Consider the following 19,404-nt stretch of genomic DNA (forward strand, 5'->3'; position numbering starts at 1 on the left):
AAAGAAGAATCGAGCAAAGGGCGAGCAGTCTACAGCACTGGCGGGCAAGTTACATTCCACGCGTCATACTGGGCGCCGCTCTTGCGCAGCCAGACGCGGGCGTAGCTGTCGCGGTCGCTCTTGAACACCAGCGCATAGCGCTCTTCGGCACGCGGTGCGGCGGCGCCCACATCGACGGCTGCCAGCGTAAACTTCAGCGCCCGCAAGGGGGCGCAGGCCGTGTTACCCGCCATCAATAATCGCGCCCGCTCCAGCAGCGGCTTCTGATACAGCAACACGCCTTCCAGTTCCGCATCTGGGATGCGCTGCAGCATGCGCACGGGCTCGGCCACCGCGCGGCAAGTGCCACGGTCGAGCCAGGCGTAATACTCCATGCCCGCTTCCTGCCAGCGCGCCTGCTTGCCCTCGCCGTGCAGCACGAACTTGGTGCGCTGCGTACGGCACAGCGCGCCATGGCCGCGATACGGCGGCGTTTCCACGCTGCCCACCACTTCGCGGCCGCGGCTACCCACCACGGGCACGCTCTCGAACACGGTGCGCGCAGCAGGCTCGCCCGGATATTGCTGTGCATAAAATTCCAGCAAAGACGCGCGCTGCTGCGCATCCACCGCCACCACCTCGGCGGCGCGGGCTGAGATGCACACGGCCGATACGGTAAAGAGCGCTACAGAGCGCATGAAATATCCTGGCATGGCATTCCTTCCATCGGAGTTCAAGGGCGGGGATCGCCCAAGCGCAGATTATATAGTTACCAGGAAATACCAGGAGGAGCGGACGTCAGGACGTGCGGAAGTTGACGCCGCCAGCGAGCAACCTGGCGCCGCAAGTGGTAGTGTCGCCTTCGAAGGCGATGGCGATGCCGTTGATGGTATGCCGGGATGAGCCGCTGGCAATCTTGCAGCCCTGATGCCCCTTGATGGGGCAACTGCACAAGTCCCCGACGCGGGCGACAGCAATGCCGTTGACCGTAAAATGCGTGGCGGTACAACTGAGCACCTTGCCGCCATGCGAAGTGGGATCGCCCAAACGGATGACTTTGCGCATGCTGCCTCCCGAATTATTGTCCCGTCTGGTTTTCCAGGATGGCTTCCACCGATGGCGCCGCGTAGTTGGCCGGGTCGATGGCCGGCGTGATGCGGCTGCGGAAGATATCGCCATTGGCATCCTGCTGCTGGCGTTTGGCGTCCGATGGCGGCGTGATGAAGATGATGCTGGCCTCATTGCGGTCGCGCAAGTTAATCGCCGCACTGGCACCACCGTCGCGATAGCTGCCCATCACGCCGATGGCCATCTGCATGAACCACGTCGCCGCGCCCGTGTTGCCCAGGCGATGATCAGTGTTGATGAACTGCGCACTCTTGCTGCTGTCGATTTCCGGCCCGCCCTGCGCCGCGTAGTCGTGCAGCATGCTGTCCAACATCAGCAACTGTTCCGGCTGCTTGCCCGTGCCGGCCACGATGCGCGCTGCGCCCTTGGCGCGCTCTGCCTCGGGTAAAGTTTGTAATGCCTGCTGCCAGCCCGCATTGAACAACTTCTGCCGCGCATCGCGCCGCGTGACGGGCTTGCCCTCTTCATCGGCGAACTTGACGAACACGGGCCGGTGCACGAAACCGAACGAGGGCAGACGGTCGAAGGTTTCCATCTGTTCCCGGTTCCACGGAATGGGAAACCACGGCGTCGGTTTCCAGTCACGCGGGGGGCGATTTTCCCAAGGATTGAGCTTGTCGAAGGTATGCAAGCCCACGCCGCGAATATCGGGCCGCTGGGCGAAGGCGGCAGCAGCGACGAGCCATTCGGCGACGGTGGGTTGACGCTCGCTGAAGGCTTCGGGTCGCTGCTGTTTCGCGCGTGAAGGCAGCGACTGCATGACGTCGTAATACATAACACGCAGTTTTTCATGGACGAAATTATTCTCCGGGTCATCCCATACAAAAGGGCGCAACGGTTCTATTCGTTCACGGCGCGCGAGGACAAATACTGCCGTGGCATCAGGCATATCTGGAATGAAATATCCGTTTACCAATTTCCTTGCAGTGCCTGGCTTGCGGTTGCCATCTCGCGTGCCGACGCTATCCTCGGAGTGTAAGGCGACGTAAGGTACGTCAGGATGCTTATCGAAAAAATCAAACACATCAATCAGCAATTGGTCAGGATGCTCATCGAGCTTCCAGGAAGCCACGGAAAATAGATGCATGGGCATGCCCCCCGTAGCCGCGCCAGCCACGAGTCCCGCCATCGGCTCTATCAAGCTCGGTTGTGCAGCCGGGTCAAGAATGGGGGTACCTGCATAAAACGAGGGCAGGTTCCAATACATCGGTGTGAAATTGATGCCATTTTCCAGCGCATCGTAGGCTCTGCTACCGCCGTAGCCATTCTTGTCATCACCCGTCCACGGATACTTATTGGGATCTTGTTCGCGTATGCTGGTGTAAGGACTTCCATTTTGCAAGGCTCTCCACAATTTACCCTGCCTATATTTGTCCAGCGTCACACCCAATCCGATCACTTCCAGCACATACTCTTGCCGTGGCTCCAGCGGTTTCTTTGGTTGTTTTTCCTGAACCTGTAATGCAATTTCACGCGCCTGGCTCTTCGATAAAGCATTGAGCCACAACAAACCAAAAAATACAATTACAACAACTATCGACATTCCCAACCACCGAAGCGTCATCATGGCTCTCACCTTTTGGTTTGCAGTTCCGGAGAAACGATAATCAGTCAAAGCATCTTGCTACCGACGAGGCTTCGACAATTCATTTATTTTGCTTTTTTCGTTCAGTACTCACTACCTTCATATTTTTGGTTTGTGACACTACAATTTTCCACAACGGCCCTGATAGCAAGGGCAATCCTACAGGCAAGACGCCTGTATTGTAATAGTCAATGCTGCCATTGATCGCCGCACTTCTCCATCCGGGTTCTACGGATAAATATGGCGTAAACTCCAATATGAACTGTTCTTTTATCCGTATTCCCTGACGTCCTTTATCGCCGTTCTTTAGGTCCTTCACCCGCCAATCCGCCACCGCACATAAATACGCATAAAAGTGCGGGTCCGACGACGCCTTACCGCTGCCAATGGCCACGTCATACGCCGTCACCTGGCTGTGATTTTTGGCGCTGCCGATAATCGAACTGTGGAAGGACTTGGCACTGACTTCGCGCTGCCAACGCAAGCGTGCCTCGTTCGGACTTTCCTGAATTTTCGCCACGACATTACTGTCAGGGTAGCGTTGCGCTGAGACAATTTCACGTTGATCGAGCTTGTCTTTCACATCCAGTCCTTTTTCCTTGTTGTAGCTTGCCGTCATCAATGCGAGCTCTCGTAGGCTGAGGTTTTCTAGCCGCTCGGGAAACTTTTGATATCCGCCAGGATCTGGACGATATTCACTGCGTAGCTGCATGCCAGTGCCACTTGTCAACGCAACGGTCGCATCGCAAGGATCAACTTCCTCCGCAGGACCCTGATCTTCAGGTTTCCGGTTTCGCATCATGGACGTAGCCGGGATATTCGCCGGATCGATTTGCGACGTGCCGCGCAGGTCTGCAGGAACAGGCTTGCGCAATGCTTCACCAGTAATTGTGCGTATACTGTTTCGCTGCTCGACAGGTTTCAGCTTGGTATTGATGGGCCATGCGACTGCCTTGTGCGTACCCCGGTTGCCGCGTACAGATGCCTCCACATGTGCATGTTCGTCTTCTCTTTCCAGGCACAGTGGATAATCATGGGGCGGTGGCATGCCGACGAGAGACACTGCCTTCTTTCCAGTGCCTGGATCGAGACGTATCTTGTTACTGAACACCCGTTGATAAAACCTAGTTCCCAATTCGGAGAGTGCTTTTCGTACTTGTTCAGTACCCCGATTATGAAAGCGACCAGTGGAGTAATTTCTTCCTCCATAGGCATAAATTTCCTCTTCGGACTTCACCTCGGTTCCTGTTACAAAATCGGGTACGCCATCCCAGCCAATTCCCTGAATGTTATCGAGCGCTACAGTCATGTCTTCGGGACAAAAATACAGATATACTTTCCTGCGGTTATCTCGATCCGCTGCATTGCTCCAACTGCCGCCGACCATACCGCGATGCTGATCACCATTCAACTCAGTAAATAACGGAACGCAGGGTTGTCCATTCCCTTTCGCTACCCCAGCAACAATATTGACAAGCGTCTGCAGGCGCGCGGCCAGCGTCTGAACGCCGTCGAGTAGATGATAGTGCGCCCGCATCGCCGCATCTTCGCCGCCGTCGAACCAGGCGGCGCCTCGCATCAACAGAGGCAGGCTGTCCACCAGACTGTACGGCGGATGTGTGAGTATCAGATTATCGGCCGGCGCCAACCCCTTTTCCATCAACATGGCTTGTGCCAGCAGCGACAGCAGGCAACCCTGGCTGTGCGCAACGATGCTGACGGTATCATCCGCATCGTAGTCGCGGATCATGGAAATGAGCGCGGCCAGCCGCTGGGCCGCCAGCACCATGTACATGCGCCCAGGCGCCGTCTTCAGTGGCCGCAAGGCATCTCCCATGGGATCAGCAGGCGCATAAATACCCGGACGCCACATGTCGGGCAAGCTGCTGGTGGCATTGCCGAACGGCCCGCCTTCTTTCGACAGATCCTTGTCCAGCCGGTTGCCGTAACGGTCGACGAGCTGGCCGTTGACGGTGCGGCATTTCACGTCCACTTCACGGTAGCCCCAGTAAAACGGAATCACAGGACTGTTGGTCTCCTTGGCTATGGTGCGCTTGAAGAAGACGGCGTCGGGATCGTCTTCCAGCTTGTCCTTGTCCGCTGCCACAGGCATGCGGTAGGTGGCCGGTGTGAATGGCCGCCCCAGCCTGGCGGCCAGGCCGGTGCACAAGCCGTCTTCCACCGCCTTGTAGCTGACACCCACATCGTTGACGCCATGGATGACGATGATATTGCCCGGCAGGTTGCGGCGTATCTTGACCTTCTTGCAGACGGTGCGTTCGCAATGCAGGATCGCCACATCGTCGCCCACCACGTACGGCATTTTCGGATAGCTACCCATCGCACTCTCCTGGCCTCGTCAATCCTTGTTGTTGAACACTTCGATGGCGGCCAGGTGCATCGCGGCGCGCTCCAGCACCTCCGTCTTGCCACCCCCATCGCTGCGGCCATCGGCAGATGAACCATCGCCCAGCTTCACGGCGAAGTGCGCCTGCGGTGCCAACTGCGGTTGTTGCGGCACGCCATCGACGGCACTCTCGTCGCCCTCATATTGAAAAATGAATTGCTGATCGGCCTTGCCCTCGGCAAAGTTTGGTAATTGCACCTCCATGCTTTGCGGGTCATTGAAGACGAAATTGGGCGCATTGAAGTTCAGCGGCGACTTGCTGCCGAAGGTGATGCCGTCGGCGATGCGGATGAAAGCGCCATGCTTGGAAATCAACACGATTTCATCGGCCATGCCCGTCAGCTTGCCTTCGCTGGCGGTCAGCTTCAGGTTTTTTCCCGCATTGAGGTCCATGTCGTCATGCTGGCTTTGCAGCAAGAACTTGCCATGGTGGGCGATGGCACGGATGCCATCCGCATGGGAAAACAGCGAAATGCCCTTGCCCGCGTTGACGCTGTAGCGCTGGCCTGCCACCGCTTGCAGATGCTGCTGCGCCACCGTATCGATATTGCTGATGGCATAGCTGACGATGGCCTTCGAACTGGCAAAGCTGATGCCGGCCGGTGCCGTGACGGCAATCGCCGCTGCACCTCCCAGTTCGGCACGGGGCTGCGTATTGCTGCCGCCTTCCCAACTTTTCAAGCTGTGCTGCAGCTCCTGCTGCGCCTGGTCCTCCTGCTCCAGCGCCTGATGCGTCGCCGCATAGCTGCCAAGAGAGCGAAACAGTTCCAGGCAGTTTTCCATCAAACCCAGATATTCGCTGCGCGCCATGTGCCCACCATCGCCGTTCAGGCGCTTCCAGGCAGAAATCAGCATGCCCTTGCCCGCCCGCATGGCCAGTTGCTCATCGGTGCGCAGCTCGGCGCCCTCGCCGCGCGCGTCGCCCAGGCCATTGCGCCGGTCCTGCGTCAACCAGCCCAGGTTGAGCTGGCTGGAGCCATGATCGCTGGCGAGCTGGGCGTTGATTTGTCCGTGCACATCGTCAAAGCGCAGCTGATTGGTGCGCGTTCCCTTGATTTCGCGGCTCTTGATGCCGGACAAATAACGGTTGCCGGGCAGGTCGCCCACCTTGCTCAAGGCGATTGGTAACGCACTGTGGTTGTACAGCTGGCCGACGACAATGGGCCGGTCCGGATCACCACCGAGGAAGGCCAGCAAGACTTCGCTGCCTACACGGGGCAAGCCCAGGTAGCCGCATTGCTGCATGCTGCCAGGTCCGCTTCCCGCCCAGCTCGACGCAACGCGCACCCAGGCCGAATCGGCATCAGTGTCGGAGGCGCCCGTGCCACCCGCATGCTGGTGGTCCAGCGTGCGCGTGGCGGGAAAGCGGACCTTGACCCGGCCCATCGCATCGCAATGGACTTCTTCATTGACTGGCCCCACCACCACAGCGCTTTGCATGGTAACCGGCGGCAGGTCGATGCGCGTGTCATAGGCCGGGACGATAGCCACGCCGCGTCGCACAGCAGTCAGTTCAATATGCATGCGCAAGGGGCCATCGTCCACCGCAGCCGCCAGCTCGCGCTGCGGCAGCGATGCGTCATCGGCCAGCCAACGGTTGCGCGCAAACAGGCGTGCCACCCTGGCGGCAAGCTCCCTGGGTAAATTATTTTGCGCCGCTACCTGCAGCGACGTGACGACAAAATCTCGCTCGGTCGCCGGCAAGGCGTCCATGTCGGGGTGCTCGGCCAGGCTAAAGTATTCGCCCGGGCACAGGTCGCGTACGCTGCCTTCGGCGTGAAAGCAATGGCTCTCGTAATCGTGCTGCTGCATAGCCAGCATGCCCAGCTGGCACAAAGCTTCATGATCCGCGCCGGCGCGCGGCGGCAGCACGCGGTAATCATCAAGGGTGGCGGCAATCGCATTGCCATGCATGCCTTGTGATCCCTGCCCCAAGGCATCGGCAGTCATGAATGGCCGCGCACGCGGGTGTTCCTCATTCCAGCTATGACGCGTTACCTTGCCCGCCTGCAGCTTGCGCATTTCGCTCCACGAGGAGAGGGTATCGCGCTCTTCGGTTGCCCGGTCTGCGTGATAGCGCACGGTGTCCGCCATGTTTTTTCGCAAGCCATCGGCATGATTGAACATCACCAGGGTATGCGCCGGCTCGGCATGTGCATCCGAATTGCCCTCCGCACGAAAGAACCAGGCGACGCCGCTGCGCTTGAGCAGGCGGCGCACGAAGGCCGCATCAGATTCATTGTGCTGCATGACAAATTCGCGCTGCGGATACGTCTGCGCTTCGAAGAAATCGGCAAACGCATACTGGAAGGCATGCGCCAGCACGGTATTGCTGCGTATCCATTCGTCGAGCAGGGTCTTGACGATCTCGATATCCGTCAAGCGCCGGAAAACGCGCGTATTGCAGCGTTTTTCCATGATGGCGAAGGCGTCCGTCAACACCAGCTGGTAGCTGGCCAGCGCGCCGTCGCTGTCGCCGGCACTCGCTTGCGTGACAAGGCCGCAGATACTGCGCAGCTGCCCCTGGTCGGTGACGATGTCGATAGCGGCGGGCAAGGCAATCAAACCGCTCAAGGGTAGATCCGCATGCGTCGAGACGCACAACACGCGGTATGCGATGCCGCCACAGATGGCCTCGCTGCCGGCGATGCGCTGCGGTATCAGCACACCGGCGGGCACCTTGGGCGAGATACCCAGGCGCAGGCGCAAGGGACGCTGGGTACCCGATATCGACTCGTCACCGTCCATGGCATTCTCCTCATGCGCGCTTGCATCTAGTCAAGCTGGAGAACCGACAATGCCATGGGATGGCCGGGAAATACTTGATATTTAGTAAGAACCCGCCAAGGTTCCTAATACTTCCATCAACTTTTCCCGTTTGGCCAGCAAGGCGGGATCAAGCGCCGTCCATTGCTGCAAGCGCACAGTGTACGCCGGCGTCATCATCCAGCCGAACACTTCCGCCTTGTCTTCCTCGGGACCGTAGGCTGCGTACAGGCTGACGAGGCCCGGATGCGGGTGGCCCAGGTTTTGAAAACCCTTGCCGTAAGCCGTGGCGCCGCCCTGGCCGTAGGCCGTGCCGGGCGGGTTCAGGGCCAGCCAGGCGGGGTCGCGGTAATAGAAATCGTTGAACAGGCGGTATTCGATGAAGTGATAATACTCGTGGTGCACGCGCAACTCCATGCCGGACGGACACATCGCGGCCAGCAGGTTGTCGGCGTAGACGACGCTGTCAATTTCCGGCGCCGGCATGGCCAGGCGGCGCTGGCCGTCCACGCTCAAGTCTTTCACCAGCACGACGTGGCGCAAGCCCGTCTCCGCGAAGACGCCGGCAGGATAGCGTTCTATGGCAGGCAAGACGATGCTGAGCAACAATTGCAGCCCGGCGCGGTCTTCGTCCGAATCAGTAAAGGCACGCGCTACGCTGCCGGGCAAGGACAAGGACCAGGCGGGCGCCAGTTGCAGGGCCGCCAGGCGTGCCGTTGCGATGGCCTGCAGTTGCGCCACGCTGGCATCCTTGGTTGCGACGGGCGCATAACGTACGCTCCAGTCGCATTCGCTGCGCATGCTGTCTTGCTGGGCGGCACGCTCTAACGCTTGCGCGTAGGCCGCCGATGGTGCGGATGGGTCGACGCTGGCACAGGCGGACAGCAATGCAAGGGCAAGACAGGGCAGCAGGCGGCAAACGGGCATGGGATTTTTCACAGGCATAAAATGGGGCGCAATCGCTGCGCCCCATTGTACAAGCTGCACATTTCCTCACGCCATCAGCGCTGGAAATGCTTGAAGAAATTCCAGCTGATCGCGGTGGCGTCCGGTCCCAGCTCATCGCTGAATGGCCAGCCCGGAGGGCCGCCGCTCCACGCGTGATTCATGCCCTCGACCGTGTACTTTTGCGCGATGACGGCGCCGTTGTGCAGATACGTGTCGATGGAGTAGCTGCGACCGTATTGCATCGTCTGGCGCACGATGCTGTCGGCACGGTAGCGCACGCTGTCATTGTCGAGGCCATCGTCGCCGACATCGCTGGTCTGCAGGAATTGCTCGATGGTTTGCTCGCCGTTGACCGGGTTGACGACGATGTCGGCCGTGCCGTGGAACACCATCGTCGGCATCAGCCGACGCGGCGAACCCGAGCAGCGCCAGGCATCCTTGCCGCGTACTTTCGGATCGAAGGAACTACCGTTGAACAGTGAGTCGGCGGCCGTGAGCATACCGATGGCGCCCTTGTACATGCCGCCCGAATGCACCATCACGGCGGCGAACACATCGGAGTAGCAGGCAGCCATGATGGAGGCCATGGCACCGCCCGCCGAGATGCCCGTCACATACACGCGGCTATCCTGCACCGCATACTTGCTCTTGACCTTGTTCAAGATACCCATCAGCACGGCTGGCTCGCCCGTGCCCCGCTCCTGGTTCAGCGGCAGCATGAAATTCCAGCAGCGCATGGGGTTGGCCGTGACGTTCTGGCGCGGATAGACGACGATGAAATTTTCGCTGTCAGCCAGTTGGTTGTAGCGGCTGACGGCGGCCATGCTGTTCGGTTCGGAACCGCAGCCATGCAGCATCAGCACCACGGGCAGCGGCGTGTTCGGATGGTAATTGCTCGGTAGCCAGACCTGGTATTCGCGCGTCCCCCACAGGCTCGCGTACAGGCCGAAGTCCCACTGCCCGGCAAAGGCCGGCAGCGCGGCCAGCAAGCCGCAGGCGGCGATGAGTGCAGAAAATAGATGACGCAGTTGGTGATGCAGATGTGCCATACCAGTCTCCCATGATTGTTATTGACGAAGAGAACAGTGACAACAAACCGGCTTGACGCCCGTCAAGCCGGTACTTCTGACCGGCGAAGCCCGACCCGACGGGTCCGGCCCCGGCAGTGAAGAACTTTAAAATTTGTAACCTGCCTTGGCGATGATCTGGCGCGGCGGACCGTAGAAACCGTCGAGGATGAACACGGCGGGAATGTTGTAGCCATCCGTGCGGTAGCGTTTGTTGCCCAGGTTGCTGCCGTGCAGACTGAAGGTCCAGTTCTTCGGCGCTTCCCACACGACGCCAGCCGTCCAGATGCTGTAGCCGCCCTGCGCCAGGGTTTCGCTCAAGTCCGTGGTCGGATACACCTTGCTGCGGTAGCCATAGCCGACCATGCTGCGCAGCGCGCCGCCGAAGACATCGCGGTCCGTGCGCGTCAGGTTCAAGCCTACTTGCCGGGCTGGCGTATTGCTGAATTTTTGCGTATCCGCAATGTTCTTGCCGCCGCTCATGTACTGGTCATAGCTGGCGTTCAGCAGCGCGAGGAAGCCGTTGACTTCCCACTGGCGGTTCGGCCGCCACGAAAATTCGAACTCGGCGCCTTTCACCGTCGCCTTGCCCGCGTTCGTGAAGTCGCCATAGAAGCCCGGCACGCCTCCCGGCTGCACATAGCTGGTAAACACCGACAACTGGATATCCTTGTAGCGGTTGGTGAACAGGGCCACGTTGGCATCGAACGTATCGTCCGGCGCTGCATATTTCATGCCCACTTCCAGCGCGTCGAGTTTTTCATCCTTGTAGGGCCGCGCGGAATCGGGCACCACCAGGTTGTTGGCGCGCACGTTGTAGCCGCCAGACTTGAAGCCGCGCGACAGGTTGCTGTAGAAATTCGTCGTCTTCGACGCTTCATAGCGCACAGAGATTTTCGGCGAGGTATTGCTGACCGACAAGGACTTGTCGAAGTCGGCCGCCGTCTGGATGGGCCGCGTAAAGCCCACATCGGCAAAGGCGCGGTTGAGCACGATGGCGCGCTTTTCCTCGCGCGTGTGGCGCAAGCCCGCATTGATGCTCCACACCTTGCCCAGCGGCCAGGTCCAGTCCGTATACAGCGCCGTGCTGTCCGTCTCCACCGTGCTGACGGCGGCCGTGAACTGGCGCCCCAGGAAGTTGTTGTAGATGCCGCCGCCCGCCGTGCCCTCGAAGCGGTACAGGCCGATCACGCCGGCGCCATAGTCGCCGCTGTACGAGGCTTGCAGTTCCAGGCTCTTCTGCTCGTCGCGCGAGTCGCCGAACACGTCAGCGATGGGCTGCGGCAAGCCGTCGAAGTCGATGGTTTGCTCGGATGTGCTGCGCCGCTTGGCGCCGATCACTTTCACGGACCACTCGTTCGACAGCGTGTAGTTGGCCACCAGCGAGCCGCCCCGGTTGTGCGTGAAGTTGTGGCCCGGCATGCCGCTCTGGATGTCATACGCATCCGTGCTGGCGGGCCGCTTGAGCGGGTCGAAGGCGCTCACGCCCATGCGCTGGAAGCCGCGCACGCCCGATTTATCGTCCGTGGCGTCCAGGCTCAGCACGACTGTGAGGGGTATGTCCTGCGGAAAATAACCGACGGACAGGCGCGCTGCCGTGCTGTCCTGGTCGCTGACCTGTTCGCCATTAAAGGTGTTGCGGCCGAAACCGTCGCGGTCCAGCTTGGCAGCGGCCAGGCGCGCGCGCCAGGTGCCGTTCTCGTTGGCCAGATTGAAGGCGGCCTTGAAGTTGCGCTGATTGTAATTGCCGAGGCCTACTTCCGCCGAGGCGCCGTTTTCCTTCGCCAGCGGGCGCGAAATGTACTTGATGGCGCCACCGATGGTGTTCTTGCCGTACAGGGTGCCTTGCGGGCCGCGCAGCACTTCGATGCGCTGCACGTCGAACACGTCGAGCAGCGCGCCTTGCGGACGGGCCATGTAGACGTCGTCAAAATAAATGCCCACGCCCGGGTCCACGCCCCAGACGGGGTCGGCCTGCCCCACGCCGCGAATGAAAGCCGTCAGGGTGGTATTCGTGCCGCGCGATGCGTACACGGTCAGGTTCGGCACGCGCTCCTGCAAGTCGGCCAGGTTCTGGATATTCGCCCGTTCCAGGGCCTTGGCGGAAAACGCCGTGACAGCCAGCGGCACGTCCTGCAGCCGCTCTTCGCGGCGGCGGGCAGAAACCGTCACGGTTTCCATGCGTTCTTTCGCATCGCTGGCTTCCTGGGCCGTGCTGGCGCCAGTGGGGATGGCTTCCTGCGCCTGCGCCTGGGTAGCAAAGGCACCGGCAACGGCGAGGGCGGCGGGCATCAATTTCAAAGCAAGTTTCATAGCGTCTCCAATGTCAGGCTTGCTTGCCACCAGGGAAGATGACCGGATTCCAGAAGCGCAAGACGTAACGGTACCCGCGCGCGCAATGCGAGCACCTGCCCTGCGATGACTGTTTCCCGGCCCCTGCCCGTGCGGCGAGTGGCCTGTTTATTTTGAATGTGTGGCGAGGAAGGACTGCAACAAGGTATTCACACGCTGCGCCTGGTCCAGGGGCGTGGCGTGGCGCGAGTTCGCGATAATCTCGATCTCGCACTGCTGAAACTGTGCGGCAAAGGCCCGCTTGCTGGCGACGGGCGTGTAATCCTGGTCGGCCGCCATGATGAAGACGGGCATGGCCAGGGCCTGGAAATGAAGTTCGATATCCCAGTGGAAAATGGCGTCCAGCGCGGCCAGGTAGGCACGCTTGTCCATGCCCGCCATTTGCGTGGCGAAGCGCTCGACCAGGGCTTGCTGTGCTGGATCGGGAAACAGTTTCTTGCCGATGATCTTGCCCATGGGTTTCAAGCCCAGGGTGGCGATCACCGTGCGGCGCAGCCAGTAGGCAAACAGCAAAGACGCCGGCTTGCTGCCCTGGAACGGCTGGGAATTGATCAGGCACAAACTGGCCACCCTGTCGGGAGCGCGGTTGGCCATTTCCAGGCCCACCATGCCGCCCAGGGAAAAGCCGACGATGTGCGCGCGCGGCACGTCGAGCTGGTCCATCAGGTTGAAGAGGTCGTTGGCGAAATCGCCGATCTGCCAGTCGCCGTCTGGCGCGTGACTGGCGCCATGGCCGCGCAAGTCGGGCACGATCAGGCGATAGCTATTGCCGAGGGCGTCGATCTGCGGGCGCCAGTCTTCGGCGCAGGACCCCAGGCCGTGCAGCAAAAACACGGGCTCGCCCTGCCCTGTCTCTGTGCCGAGATCGAGGTCGAGGTAATGCAATGGAACACCGGATGTCGTGTGACGCCGCATTCTGTCTCCTTGCTGTTGAACATGCTTTGTGTTCAGGTGCAGGAATATGTTTTCCTGCTGTTGGAAAACATAATACGGAATCCGAATTCCGATTTCAAGTTAAATCGCTAAATTTCTTCGCTTATCTCAAGTCAGGTAATTTAAAGCAACGCGCACCAGTTCATCTTCGAGTGCCGCGCCCGATAAAAAGGACAGCGAGCCCGTCAAGGTGTGCTGGTTCAGGATACCCAGCAGCACGGGCGGCACCACCATCATCGCCTGCGTGGGGTTCGGGTGGCGGATGCTGGCCGACTTGCTGGCCAGTACGGCGACCGTGCGTTGCGAGATCAGATGATTGATCTGATGCACCCTGTCGCGAAATTGCGCATCCTGCGACGCGCGCGTGATCAAGGCGCGCAAGACGCCGCTGCGCCCGCCATTCACGGCAACGAACATGGCTACCATGGCGCGGATGAAGTCTTCCAGGCTGCGCGTTTCCCACTGGCGCAACTCCGTCAGGGTCTCGACCTTTTCCACCATATCGGAAAAAAAGCGCTGCAGCAGCAAGCGGCTCAGGGTGTCCTTGTCGCCCAATAAACGGTAAAAGGTGCCGACCGAGGTTTCCGCCAGCCTGGCCAGGTCGGCCACGCCAATTTCATCGAAACGGTTTTCCGCCAGCAACTGTTCGCCTACCAGCAGCAGGCGCTCGAACGCTTGCTTGCTGCGCGCCTGGGTGGGTTCAGGTGGAACGATCATCTGCGGGAAGGGCATCGGGAAGGAAGGCATGCGGCGTCGGCGTCTCGAATAGTGGAACCTGAGTTCCGTTATGGGGTGCGCGTATTGTAACGCGGGAGACAGCCGATGGGGAGCGCCGCATGACGGCATCAAGTCCGCTACCGGCCCTGCCACTCCATGTAGACGTCGGCGCGCTGGTAATGGGTATCGCCGGCCGGCCGCGCCACGTGTGTAAAACCGCTGCTTTCGTACAGGCGGATGGCCGGCGCCAGCTTGCTGTTCGACTCCAGGAACAGCAGTTGCGCGCCGCTGGCTTCGAAAGCGTCGAAGGCCCGCTCGATCAGGCGGCGCGCGATGCCCAGGCCCTGGCACTCTGGCGTGACGGCCATCTTCGACAGCTCGATGCTGGCGTCGCCGGCGCGGATCAGCGCGCAAGTGCCGACGATCTTGCCGTCCAGGCGCGCCAGGAATATCTGCCCGCCATCATCAAGAATCGAGCGTTGCGGATCGGACAGCACCTTGTCGTCGAGCGCCTCGACATAGAAATAGCGTTCCAGCCAGGCGATATTCAGGCGCTTGAAGTCGGCTGCATACGGGGCGGCATAATCGATGATTTCCACGGCGGCCCGCTCGCGCTGGCGCCGGCAGGCGGCGATCGTTTCGCCAAAGCCTTGCGCCTGCAAACGCGCTTCAGCCCGGTCCAGGCTGGCCATCAGCTGCGGCGTGCCTTGCTCGAATACCACATCGACGGCCGCGCGCACATCGTCCCACAGGGGCGCCATGTTGCGCAGCAAGGCTTGCCCGGACTCCGACAGCGCCAGCAGGCGGCGCCGCTCATCCTTGGCGTCGGGCATCTCCGTCACCACGCCGGCATCGAGCAGCTTGCGCCCCAGCTGCACCACCACCGGGTGCGTCTGGCCGATTTGCGCGGCCAGGGCCGTGATCGCCGTGGGGCCGTTGTCGCGCAACAGCAATAACAAGGCGAAACAGCGCGAGCTCAGCTCGACGCCGGCCGCCAGATAGCTGACATCGACGCCCGCATACAGTTGATCGGAAAGACGGCGCAGTCGGCTGCCCAGCATCAGGGAGCCATAGGTTTGCAGGTTAGAGGTCATGTTAGACAGGATATATGTAAGTAGTTACGTATACCCTAACGTAAACCGGCTTTCCAGGTCAAGCGCCAGCGCTTACTCCCCATCCTCTGCCAGCGCCTCCTGCAACCTGGTCTGAAATACCGTCTCGATCATCTCGCCCAAGGTCGGCCACACTTGCGTCAGCCAGCGCCTGCCCTCCTCGCTGGGCACCACATACGGCGCCTGGCGCGTGGCGCAGTCCAGGCCGATTGCGATGACTTGCCCCGCATCTTCCAGGCCCCCGGCAATCATGGCGTCGATGGGCATGGCGATCAGCTCCGCGCTCAGATGCGGACGCAGCAGACAAGCGGGAGCGATGATGGCAAACGACGCTTCCGCATAACTCCAGCAATTCGTGGGCCAGTGGGCAGCCTGGACGGCCTTGAGGAAGGCCGCGTCGCTGTAGGCATCCGGATGGGCTTGTGCCTGCGCATAGAAAGCGGCAAGGGCGACGAGTTGTGGCGGGGAAGTCCAGGTAGGCATCAAGCATGATCCAGAGGGCGCCGCTCCAGCTTGGCGGCAATCGCGGACTGTAGCATGATCAAGCGGCACGCTGAAACACGGCTGGCCCGGGCATAATGCTGGCATCGCTCCCGCCCCTTTATCTGTTATGCCGACCGTCTGGGAACTCTGGAAAGCGGAACTGTTAAATGTGGGCACCTGAGCGCAGGAAGCCGTGTCCCGGCTGACGCGGCAAGCGCTGCCCGCCATCGCCGCGCGCGATCTGCAGGGCCAGCTCGATCCCGTCATGCTGGAATCCGTGTTCGCTGTGCTGACCTTAGCCAAGGGCAACTTGCGCCTGAGCGCACTGCTGCTGCAGATGGATTCTTCCGAAGTGGATGAATGGCTGGAAGAGCGGCTGGGCTGGTCCGAGGTCTACGGCAAAGACGCGTAGAAGTCAGAAACGCTCGTCGCGCAGCGCCGGCAGCACCAGTTCACGCACGAACGAGGCATCCGATAGGCTCAGCAGCATACGCACGACGGCTACGACGTCATGCACGGGGATCAGCTCGCCCTCGCCCCGCGCGGCGGCATCCGCCAGCGGCACCGACAAGCCATCGTAGGTATTCAGATAGCCCAGCTGCAGCGCCGTCACGGCCAGTCCATGTGCGCGGAAACCTTCACGCAAGGCATCAGCGATGCCGTTCAAAGCGAATTTCGAGGCGCTGAACGTCACTTCCGGGCGGCCGCTCTGGCGCAGGCCGGAAGTGGACCCCGTGAGTATCAGCTGCGGCTTGCTGCTGCCCAGCAAGCGGGGCACCAGGCGCTTGAGCAGCAGGATGGTCGCCGTGATGTTGGTATTGACCATGTCGACGATGGCCTCGTCCCCATCGCCGAGAAAAGCGTAGTCATCGCTGAAAGCCTTTTCTTCCCACACGCCCAGGTTGTAGATCACCGCGTCCAGCACGGCCGGCGCTACCCGCGCGATGCGTTCGACAGCCTCGGCGGGTGCGGCCAGGTCCGCCGCGATCCATTGCAGCTGTGTGCCCTGGCCGGCAGGCAAGTCGGCGGGTTGCTGGCGCGATACGCCAATGACGGTATGTCCGTCAGCGAGCAAACCGTCCACCAGCGCGCGCCCCAGGCCCCGGCTGGCGCCCACGATCATGATGTGCATACTGTATCCTTTCCAATGAAGTCAACGCCGATGATAGCGACGTTGTATTAAGGACAGCTGAGGCTACTCCCCATCCTCCCCCGCGTTTACTCACGCGGCGGAAATGCGTATGCTAGGTCTGGCAATCTCCGATAACACACAAGAACGAGACACATGCCTACTTCCAACACCGCCGCAATCAACGCCGCAAGCCGTCCCCTCACCAAAAAAGACTATAAAACCCTGTCGCTGGCCGCACTCGGTGGCGCGCTGGAATTCTACGATTTCATCATTTTCGTCTTCTTTGCCAACGCCATCGGCCAGCTGTTCTTCCCGCCAGAAATGCCGGAATGGCTGCGTTCGCTGCAAACCTTCGGCCTCTTCGCCGCCGGCTACGTGGTGCGGCCCTTGGGTGGCATCGTCATGGCGCACTTCGGCGACTTGCTGGGCCGCAAGCGCATGTTCACCCTCTCCATCCTGATGATGGCCGTGCCCACCCTGCTGATCGGCCTGTTGCCGACGTATGCTACCGTCGGCCTGGCCGCCCCGCTGCTGTTGCTGCTGATGCGCATCTTCCAGGGCGCTGCCGTGGGTGGCGAAGTGCCGGGCGCCTGGGTGTTTGTGTCCGAACACGTGCCCAGCCGTTTCACGGGCTTTGCCTGCGGCGTGCTGACGGCTGGCCTGACGGTAGGTATCCTGCTCGGTTCGCTGGTGGCGACGGGCTTGAACACCGTCTACACGCCGCAAGAAATCACCGATGGCGCCTGGCGCTATCCGTTCTTGCTGGGCGGCATCTTCGGCTTCGGCGCCATGTATCTGCGCCGCTGGCTGCATGAAACGCCCGTCTTCGCGGAAATGCAGCAGCGCAAGGCACTGTCCACGGAAATGCCTTTGAAATCCGTGGTGCGCAGCCACCGCGGCGCCGTCGTCGTGTCGATGTTGCTGACCTGGATGCTGTCGGCCGGCATCGTCGTCGTCATTTTGATGACGCCTGCCCTGTTGCAAAAAATCCACCACATCGCGCCGCGCACCACCCTGGTGGCCAATACCGTGGCGACCCTGTGCCTGGCCTTCGGCTGCATCATCGCCGGCATGCTGGCCGACCGCCTGGGCGGCAAGCGCGTGATCTTCGTCGGCTCCGTGCTGCTGGCCATTTCCACGTATATCTTCTACACCACCGTCGGCAGCCGCCCCGACCTGCTGCTGCCCCTGTACGCGATGACGGGCCTGTTCGTCGGCGTCGTCGGCGCCGTGCCCTACGTGCTGGTGCAAGCGTTCCCGGCCCAGGTGCGCTTCTCGGGACTGTCGTTTTCCTACAACTTGTCGTACGCGATTTTTGGCGGCCTGACACCGGTGGTCGTGACCCTGATGCTGAAAAACAACGTGCTGGGCCCTGCTTACTACGTGATCGGCGTATGCGTGATCGGCATGCTGACGGCGCTGTTCATCAAGGACCAGCGGCAGACTGTGGGACGGTAGATTCGCGCCCCTGCGGCAATCACTCCAGCACTATTTCCCCAGGCGGGCGCCAGGTGCGCCCGCCATCCCGCCCAGGCTATCGACATGCATGCCCACCATCCCGCACTCATCATCATCGACATGCAACAAGGCATGGCCAGCCCCGCTGCCGGAAGCCGCAACAATCCCGCCGCAGAACACCAGATTGCCACCCTGCTACAAGCCTGGCGCGCGGCGGACGCCACCGTCGTGCATGTGCGCCACATTTCCAGAACACCAGGCTCGCCCTTCTGGCCTGGCCAGGCCGGCGTGGAATTTCAGGCAGCGTTGGCGCCTTTGCCAGAAGAGCATGTCGTGGAGAAAAATGTGCCAGATGCCTTCATCCACTCGGGACTGGAACGCTGGCTGCGCGTGCGCAGCATCAGCAAACTGATCATCGCGGGCGTCAGCACCAACAATTCCGTGGAGTCAAGCGCGCGCACGGCAGGCAATCTGGGCTTCGCCACACAGGTCGTCGCCGATGCGTGTTTTGCGTTTGCCCAAGTCGACTATGCGGGCACGCCGAGAACAGCGGATGAGGTGCATGCGATGGCGCTGGCCAATTTGCACGGCGAGTATGCGCAAGTGGTGGCAACGGTGGACGTGATCGACGCACTGTCCCGCCCTTGCCCTGCGCCAGCGCAGCACCTTGTCCGCTAAGCTATAACCGGCATACGACATCTGCGCTGAAAAGAGCATCCGCTCAGTATCCTCGACACATTGCCAGCAGGCGTACACAAGGGAGCGCCACCTTCGGCTGGCTTTTCTTCGCCTCGATTTATCGCGCTGCACCACATTCTGAAAAGGCGTTTCACATCAGCAGCTGCCCCGGTAAGCTATCTAGAAAATAGCAACAGGAAGTCCTCAAAGGAGTTTGCAATCTTTCGCCAGTAATCGTCGTCCCACAAGATGACAGAGGGCGCGTTTCGGGCGTCCCTGAAATCGAAACAGAATGGACTCCCGTCACCGGCCATGCCGAAACAAATGATTTCTGTAAAATCAATAATGTCCGGCATGGCTCCCGGCTCAGCACTGACACTTCCAGGCTCCCCATAGCAGCCATCGCCTACGAAACACACGCCAAGCTTCGCTGTCTGGGCACTCAATTCGACGACATCCGTATAGATGTGAGCCAATTCCGTCTGCAAGACGTTACCGAAAGAATCGAGCTCTTCCTTCAGTCTCAAATTACAGAATCCTTCCGCATCCCGATACCTTGCTGCAAAAGCAACATAATCGACGGGTAAATCCATACCGTTCATCTGCATTGCTGACGTTACCTCTCACAATCGGAACATGATATTAAAACAAAATTGCTT

17 protein-coding genes are annotated in these 19,404 nt (G+C 60.6%); 3 read left to right on the forward strand and 14 right to left on the reverse strand.

Going from position 1 to position 19,404, the window contains the following annotated elements:
- Nucleotides 1-29 precede the first annotated feature (29 nt).
- The 12 genes from ACQ4WN_RS05390 to ACQ4WN_RS05445 all read right to left on the reverse strand — a co-directional run bounded on the left by ACQ4WN_RS05390 (nt 30) and on the right by ACQ4WN_RS05445 (nt 15,477).
- Nucleotides 30-677, reverse strand: a complete 648-nt coding sequence (locus ACQ4WN_RS05390) for a hypothetical protein (RefSeq protein ID WP_436550591.1) — start codon at nt 675-677, stop codon at nt 30-32.
- A gap of 100 nt (nt 678-777) precedes the next feature.
- Nucleotides 778-1,044: a PAAR domain-containing protein gene (locus tag ACQ4WN_RS05395; protein WP_436550592.1), complete on the reverse strand. Its 267-nt coding sequence runs from the start codon at nt 1,042-1,044 to the stop codon at nt 778-780.
- A gap of 13 nt (nt 1,045-1,057) precedes the next feature.
- Nucleotides 1,058-2,722, reverse strand: a complete 1,665-nt coding sequence (locus ACQ4WN_RS05400; protein WP_436550593.1) for a type VI lipase adapter Tla3 domain-containing protein — start codon at nt 2,720-2,722, stop codon at nt 1,058-1,060.
- Nucleotides 2,723-2,753: 31 nt separating this feature from the next.
- On the reverse strand, nt 2,754-5,033 hold the full coding sequence (locus ACQ4WN_RS05405; RefSeq protein WP_436550594.1) for a T6SS effector phospholipase Tle3 domain-containing protein: 2,280 nt from the start codon (nt 5,031-5,033) through the stop codon (nt 2,754-2,756).
- A gap of 18 nt (nt 5,034-5,051) precedes the next feature.
- A complete protein-coding gene (locus ACQ4WN_RS05410; protein ID WP_436550595.1) occupies nt 5,052-7,847 on the reverse strand; it encodes a type VI secretion system Vgr family protein in 2,796 nt (931 codons plus the stop codon).
- Between the two features lie 81 nt (nt 7,848-7,928).
- Complete coding sequence (locus tag ACQ4WN_RS05415) at nt 7,929-8,792, reverse strand: hypothetical protein (RefSeq protein WP_436550596.1); 864 nt, start codon at nt 8,790-8,792, stop codon at nt 7,929-7,931.
- A 74-nt stretch (nt 8,793-8,866) separates the two neighbouring features.
- Nucleotides 8,867-9,862 (reverse strand): extracellular catalytic domain type 1 short-chain-length polyhydroxyalkanoate depolymerase, encoded by a 996-nt coding sequence (locus tag ACQ4WN_RS05420; RefSeq protein ID WP_436550597.1) that lies wholly within the window; start codon nt 9,860-9,862, stop codon nt 8,867-8,869.
- Between the two features lie 126 nt (nt 9,863-9,988).
- Nucleotides 9,989-12,193 carry a TonB-dependent receptor gene (locus ACQ4WN_RS05425; protein WP_436550598.1) on the reverse strand — a complete coding sequence of 735 codons (2,205 nt, stop codon included), beginning with the start codon at nt 12,191-12,193 and terminating at the stop codon, nt 9,989-9,991.
- A 147-nt stretch (nt 12,194-12,340) separates the two neighbouring features.
- Entirely contained in the window at nt 12,341-13,147 is an 807-nt protein-coding gene (locus tag ACQ4WN_RS05430) for an alpha/beta fold hydrolase (RefSeq protein WP_436550599.1), read from the reverse strand.
- 126 nt (nt 13,148-13,273) lie between these two features.
- Nucleotides 13,274-13,912 carry a TetR/AcrR family transcriptional regulator gene (locus ACQ4WN_RS05435; RefSeq protein WP_426072574.1) on the reverse strand — a complete coding sequence of 213 codons (639 nt, stop codon included), beginning with the start codon at nt 13,910-13,912 and terminating at the stop codon, nt 13,274-13,276.
- A gap of 107 nt (nt 13,913-14,019) precedes the next feature.
- Entirely contained in the window at nt 14,020-14,976 is a 957-nt protein-coding gene (locus tag ACQ4WN_RS05440; protein WP_436550600.1) for a bifunctional helix-turn-helix transcriptional regulator/GNAT family N-acetyltransferase, read from the reverse strand.
- A 72-nt stretch (nt 14,977-15,048) separates the two neighbouring features.
- Nucleotides 15,049-15,477 carry a hypothetical protein gene (locus ACQ4WN_RS05445; protein ID WP_436550601.1) on the reverse strand — a complete coding sequence of 143 codons (429 nt, stop codon included), beginning with the start codon at nt 15,475-15,477 and terminating at the stop codon, nt 15,049-15,051.
- A gap of 193 nt (nt 15,478-15,670) precedes the next feature.
- Between ACQ4WN_RS05445 and ACQ4WN_RS05450 the strand changes: the two genes are divergently transcribed.
- Nucleotides 15,671-15,889: a hypothetical protein gene (locus ACQ4WN_RS05450; RefSeq protein WP_436550602.1), complete on the forward strand. Its 219-nt coding sequence runs from the start codon at nt 15,671-15,673 to the stop codon at nt 15,887-15,889.
- A 3-nt stretch (nt 15,890-15,892) separates the two neighbouring features.
- On the opposite strand, the gene ACQ4WN_RS05455 is transcribed toward ACQ4WN_RS05450, so the two are convergent.
- Nucleotides 15,893-16,609, reverse strand: coding sequence for an SDR family oxidoreductase (locus ACQ4WN_RS05455; RefSeq protein WP_436550603.1), 717 nt, complete (start codon nt 16,607-16,609; stop codon nt 15,893-15,895).
- A 153-nt stretch (nt 16,610-16,762) separates the two neighbouring features.
- On the opposite strand from ACQ4WN_RS05455, the gene ACQ4WN_RS05460 reads away from it, so the two are divergent.
- Both ACQ4WN_RS05460 and ACQ4WN_RS05465 read left to right on the forward strand, forming a co-directional pair.
- Complete coding sequence (locus ACQ4WN_RS05460; protein ID WP_436550604.1) at nt 16,763-18,067, forward strand: MFS transporter; 1,305 nt, start codon at nt 16,763-16,765, stop codon at nt 18,065-18,067.
- Between the two features lie 84 nt (nt 18,068-18,151).
- On the forward strand, nt 18,152-18,745 hold the full coding sequence (locus ACQ4WN_RS05465) for a cysteine hydrolase family protein (protein WP_436550605.1): 594 nt from the start codon (nt 18,152-18,154) through the stop codon (nt 18,743-18,745).
- A 176-nt stretch (nt 18,746-18,921) separates the two neighbouring features.
- Here ACQ4WN_RS05465 and ACQ4WN_RS05470 read toward each other — a convergent pair whose 3' ends face one another.
- Nucleotides 18,922-19,347 carry an SMI1/KNR4 family protein gene (locus tag ACQ4WN_RS05470; RefSeq protein WP_436550606.1) on the reverse strand — a complete coding sequence of 142 codons (426 nt, stop codon included), beginning with the start codon at nt 19,345-19,347 and terminating at the stop codon, nt 18,922-18,924.
- Nucleotides 19,348-19,404: the final 57 nt, after the last annotated feature.

The sequence above is a fragment of the Janthinobacterium pasteuri genome (assembly GCF_051380775.1).
In the GTDB taxonomy this organism is placed as follows: domain Bacteria; phylum Pseudomonadota; class Gammaproteobacteria; order Burkholderiales; family Burkholderiaceae_D; genus Janthinobacterium.

What these genes read in the sequence shown, in the direction of transcription:
- ACQ4WN_RS05465 (WP_436550605.1), top strand. Translation starts at nt 18,152, where the DNA reads ATGCATGCCCACCATCCCGCACTCATCATCATCGACATGCAACAAGGC.
- ACQ4WN_RS05435 (WP_426072574.1), bottom strand. Translation starts at nt 13,912, where the DNA reads ATGCCTTCCTTCCCGATGCCCTTCCCGCAGATGATCGTTCCACCTGAA.
- ACQ4WN_RS05420 (WP_436550597.1), bottom strand. Translation starts at nt 9,862, where the DNA reads ATGGCACATCTGCATCACCAACTGCGTCATCTATTTTCTGCACTCATC.
- ACQ4WN_RS05395 (WP_436550592.1), bottom strand. Translation starts at nt 1,044, where the DNA reads ATGCGCAAAGTCATCCGTTTGGGCGATCCCACTTCGCATGGCGGCAAG.
- ACQ4WN_RS05460 (WP_436550604.1), top strand. Translation starts at nt 16,763, where the DNA reads ATGCCTACTTCCAACACCGCCGCAATCAACGCCGCAAGCCGTCCCCTC.
- ACQ4WN_RS05415 (WP_436550596.1), bottom strand. Translation starts at nt 8,792, where the DNA reads ATGCCCGTTTGCCGCCTGCTGCCCTGTCTTGCCCTTGCATTGCTGTCC.
- ACQ4WN_RS05390 (WP_436550591.1), bottom strand. Translation starts at nt 677, where the DNA reads ATGCGCTCTGTAGCGCTCTTTACCGTATCGGCCGTGTGCATCTCAGCC.
- ACQ4WN_RS05445 (WP_436550601.1), bottom strand. Translation starts at nt 15,477, where the DNA reads ATGCCTACCTGGACTTCCCCGCCACAACTCGTCGCCCTTGCCGCTTTC.
- ACQ4WN_RS05405 (WP_436550594.1), bottom strand. Translation starts at nt 5,033, where the DNA reads ATGGGTAGCTATCCGAAAATGCCGTACGTGGTGGGCGACGATGTGGCG.
- ACQ4WN_RS05455 (WP_436550603.1), bottom strand. Translation starts at nt 16,609, where the DNA reads ATGCACATCATGATCGTGGGCGCCAGCCGGGGCCTGGGGCGCGCGCTG.
- ACQ4WN_RS05410 (WP_436550595.1), bottom strand. Translation starts at nt 7,847, where the DNA reads ATGGACGGTGACGAGTCGATATCGGGTACCCAGCGTCCCTTGCGCCTG.
- ACQ4WN_RS05425 (WP_436550598.1), bottom strand. Translation starts at nt 12,193, where the DNA reads ATGAAACTTGCTTTGAAATTGATGCCCGCCGCCCTCGCCGTTGCCGGT.
- ACQ4WN_RS05440 (WP_436550600.1), bottom strand. Translation starts at nt 14,976, where the DNA reads ATGACCTCTAACCTGCAAACCTATGGCTCCCTGATGCTGGGCAGCCGA.
- ACQ4WN_RS05470 (WP_436550606.1), bottom strand. Translation starts at nt 19,347, where the DNA reads ATGAACGGTATGGATTTACCCGTCGATTATGTTGCTTTTGCAGCAAGG.
- ACQ4WN_RS05430 (WP_436550599.1), bottom strand. Translation starts at nt 13,147, where the DNA reads ATGCGGCGTCACACGACATCCGGTGTTCCATTGCATTACCTCGACCTC.